The organism is Sphaerospermopsis kisseleviana CS-549 (assembly GCF_028329225.1).
GTDB lineage: Bacteria > Cyanobacteriota > Cyanobacteriia > Cyanobacteriales > Nostocaceae > Sphaerospermopsis > Sphaerospermopsis kisseleviana.
On record NZ_JAQMTI010000310.1, the window covers coordinates 1 to 4626 of the forward strand.

2 protein-coding genes are annotated in these 4626 nt (G+C 35.8%); one reads left to right on the plus strand and one right to left on the minus strand.

Annotated elements, in window-relative coordinates:
• Positions 1 to 109: 109 nt before the first annotated feature.
• Entirely contained in the window at positions 110 to 2212 is a 2103-nt protein-coding gene (locus PN497_RS23875) for a serine/threonine-protein kinase (RefSeq protein ID WP_096568693.1), read from the plus strand.
• 157 nt (positions 2213 to 2369) lie between these two features.
• Here the strand turns inward: PN497_RS23875 and PN497_RS23880 are convergent, their stop codons facing one another.
• Entirely contained in the window at positions 2370 to 4022 is a 1653-nt protein-coding gene (locus PN497_RS23880; protein ID WP_096568690.1) for a serine/threonine-protein kinase, read from the minus strand.
• Between the last annotated feature and the right edge of the window lie 604 nt (positions 4023 to 4626).

A 4626-nucleotide genomic window follows, 5' to 3' on the forward strand; every position in this document is an offset into this window, starting at 1 on the left:
CCCCAGTCCCCAGTCACCAGTCCCCAGTCCCCAGTCCCCAGTCACCAGTCACCAGTTACCTGTGGCAATATTGTAATGAAGTAATATTACACTCAACTTAGCAACCGAGATGATAGGAAACACACTTGTAGGAAGATACCAGATTATCCGCCATCTGGGAGGAGGGGGATTTGGAGAAACTTATGTTGCTTCTGATACTCACTTACCTGGTTCTCCTCAGTGTGTTGTCAAAAAACTCAAGCCTCAGTCTAGTAACGCTGCAACTTTAGAAATAGCCAGACGTTTATTTGATACCGAAGCGCAGGTTTTGTACAAGTTAGGTACTCATGATCACATTCCCCAACTTTTAGCATACTTTGAGGAAAATGCCGAATTTTACCTTGTTCAAGAATTTATTCCCAGTCATGATCTCTCCCAAGAGTTATTACCAGGAAAAACCCTCACTCAAGATCAGGTAATTTCTCTATTACAAGAAATTTTGGAAATTTTAGACTTTGTACATCAACAAAAGGTAATTCACCGTGATGTTAATCCCCGCAATATCCTCAGACGTGATCAAGATAGTAAACTAATTTTAATTGATTTTGGGGCAGTTAAAGAAATTACCACCCAAGTCATTATACCTTCTGGTCAAACTCCCGCTACTGTTGCTATTGGCACACCTGGTTATATGCCTGGAGAACAAGCCCAAGGTACACCAAAATTAAGTAGTGATATCTATGCTTTGGGAATTATTGCTATTCAAGCAATGACTGGTTTATTACCTCAGCAATTAGAAAGAGATGCAGATACTAATGAAATTATTTGGCGGAATCATACCACTGTCACGCCAGAATTTGCAGAATTTATAGATAAAATGATTTGTTATGATTTTCGTCAACGTTATGCTTCAGCAACGGTAGCATTACAAGCACTGCAAGAATTAGTTAAACCTCTCTCTGGAACAATAGTTTTTAGTCCTCCTGCGCCAGTTAATCATATCAAACCTCAACCATCTAAAAAATTTCTATTGTTCAAATTAGTATCAGGAATATTTTTATTAAGTTTAGGGGGAATTGCATCAATATATATCTTTAATAAAATCAATACTCATAACGCAGTTGATTTATATAACCAAGGGAATACACTTTTACAACTCCAAAGATATGAAGATGCACTGGCAAATTATGAAAAAGCAGTAAATATCAAACCTGATTATTTTCCAGGATGGTATGGTCAAGGTAAAGCATTATTTGAATTGAAAAAATATCAACAAGCAATCAAAGCTTATGACAAAGCAATTCAAATTCAACCTGATTATTTAGAAGCTTGGATTGGTAGAGGTTTTGCCTTATCAAGTTTACAGCGATATACAGAAGCAATTTCTGCTTTTGATAAAGCCTTACAAATGAAAGATGATTATCCAGCAGTGTGGAATGCTAAAGGTGATGCTTTCAGAAATTTAAAACAATATGATAATGCTATTAAGTCTTATGATCAAGCAATTGAATTGCAATCCGATAATTATGAATCTTGGTATAAAAAAGGTTTATCTTTACAAAATATCAAACAATATAATGATGCAATTACAGCTTATACACAAGCAGTAGAACTAAAACCAGACTATACAGCAGCTTTATATAATTTGGGTAATTCCCTAGTAAATTTAAACCGCTATGAAGATGCTTTAAAAGCCTATAGTCAAGTCGTGCAATATCAACCCAGTCATTACCGATCTTGGTTTTCTAGAGGTAATATTTTAGTGACATTAAGAAGATATGCTGAAGCAATTGACTCATTTAAGGAAGTGATTAAATATCATCCTAGTAATTATCAAGCTTGGTATACTTTGGGATGGTCACTACATCAAAGTCAACGTTATACAGAAGCGATCGATGCTTATCAAAAAGCAATTTCTTTGAAAGCAAATGATTATCAAGCATGGTATAATTTAGGAAATTCACAATATAAGTTACAGAGATATGAAGATGCTTTTGCATCCTATAATAAAGCAGTTACGTACAAAAAAAACCACTATGAAAGTTGGTACAGCATGGGCAATGCGTTATTCAATTTACAACGATATCAAGAAGCGATAAAATCCTATGATCAAGCTATTAAATATAAGCCCGATTACCAACAAGCAATAGAAGCCCGCAAACAGGCAGAAAATCAAATCCAACCCGACAAATCTCTCCCAATTGTTGTACCTATTTTGCCAATGTCTAATTAATGAAAACCCCTCGACACCTGAAAATTAAATAAGTAGAAAGGCACAAAAAAACCGCAGTATGTAACGAAAAGTAAAGTTACCTAAAAGTCTCTTCCCTCCTGCTTTCTGCCTCCTGCCTTCTGGCTTGCCATAACGACCATTTTTAACGCCTACCTACTTAGGGGATGCTGAATAGTTGCTTTTCCTTATACTCCTGGATTTTGATTTGAGCTTGAGCATAAGCATCAGTATCTTCAGGAATTTTTTCCAAGAATTTGATTGCACCAGCAAAGTCTTTCCTTAAAGCTTTATGATAAGCTGAATGTAAAAAATATTCGGCTCTAATTTGCCTTTTCTGATTGTATTCAGCTAATTTTTGTTGCACTATAGCACCAGCAGAACTTTCTGGAGGAATTTGGCGCAGATATTCTAAAGCAGCCGAAAAATCTTTCTTGTCTGCGCTGGCGTAAGCTTTATTTAATAAAGTTTGTGTTTTTGCTTCTAGGTTAGTTTCTGTTTTTTCAATTAGTTGTTCTCGTTTAGAACGCCAATAGGAAGTGTAGGGAATTTGCGTAACAGCGTGCATGGCATCTAACAAATTACCTTCATCTAATGCTTGTTCAGCTACTAAATAATTTTTAGTATCATTGTGCCATTGCTTTTGCCATTCTGCAATTGTCTCTTGAGCTTCTGGATAGACGTTGCTATAGGAGGGAATTGTTTTGGCTAAACTAATTGCTTTTTCTAAATTACCGGTTTGATATTCTGTGATTGCTTCAGATAAAGTTGCTGTTTCTGAATTAGCTTGATAACTATTAGCTAAAGCATAAACTCCCAAACCAACTACCAAAGAATTAATGGTGATTCCCCATTTCATTCCTGCTAATAATGGATCTAATTTTTTATTTTTATCTGCAACAGCTTTTTTGGTAGTAATGGGAAACTTTGAAGTCGCAATTGCAGATGCCCGATGCTTCCATGTTATGTGTTTAAATACCCATAGTGCTTCGCTGGCAGATTGAAATCTTTCCTGATAATTATAGCGAATCATTTGGCTGATAAAAACAGCCAGATATTCGTCAATGATCGTATCTTCACAAGTCCAAGGAATTTCATTATTAGCAGAGTCAATTTTTAATTGCAGTGGTGTTAATCCTGTTAAACCTTGGAGTACAATCATTCCCAAAGCATAAATGTCACTATTGGGTTGTATTTGTCCTAAAAATTGTTCTGGTGGAATGTAACCCAATGAAGTCACGGGAATCTGGGAAATAGGTAATTCGGCATCAGTGCTAAAATCAATGGGTTGAATTGAACCAAAATCTATTAGCACTAATTTATCATCACTAGAACGTCTGATTAAATTTTCTGGTTTGATATCACAGTGAATAAAACCTTGAGAATGGACAAATTCGAGGATATTTAATGCATCTTCGAGAAATGTCATCGCTTGGGTGGTACTCCACTTCTGTCCCTTGTTTTTATTTATCTTTAATTCTACGGATAAGGGTTGTCCGTAAATATATTCCTGTACTAAATAAAACTGTTCATTTTCTTCAAAGCAGGTGATCAGTTTAGGAATTTGGTCATGTTCTCCTAAATGCTTCAGGGTTTCGGTTTCGGTCAGAAAACTTAGTCTGAGGTAGTCAAAGTAGGAATTAGATTGATAGTGGTTGACTTTTAGCTGTTTAACAACGTATCTGGGTTTTTCTGGGTAATCAACATCTTTGGTATCTTCGGCAATATAAGTTTGCCCAAATACACCTGCACTAAGGCTTTGAATAATTTGGTAGCGACCTTGCAATAATTTTCTGGTGATTTGTTCTGTCATAAGTTCCTTACTGAGAAATCTATTAGATCAGTTGTTACTCACCTTTTCTCAAATTTCTTCCTCTCTCCGGAATAGGGAGAAATGATTTTTTGTAGCTTTAAATAAGGGGGACTTTAAATAAAGACTGCTCTTAAATCTCTATAAATGCCGGTATATAGCCAAAAATAACCCAATATCAACTTTTTACTGGGTTTTTCTATCTCACGATTAATCAAAATATCCGTCAAATAAAATACATACAAATCCCGACGTTTTATTAACACCTGTAATAAGTTATATTACTTGCATATATGTCTATTTATTTACTTGTTTGAAATTTTTCAGCAGTCTGATGGGTTTTAGGTCTTAGGATCAGGATGGGAGGAATTGAAATCGGTTTGGTGCAGAAATCAAAAAGTGGTAATTTACTTGAGCGATCGCTATTGATATGTGGACGCAGGACTTTTTCAGCATCCCTTAATTAGATAGGGGTTGCTGAGAAAGTCTTTCCGTGAGGGCATAGGAGTCAGGAGTCAGGAGTCAGGAGTCAGGAGGAGATTTGAAAATTTCTTTGCCATCTCTTGAAATCCCAAAAAATGCACACTTTTTCCGGTATACCCTTCAA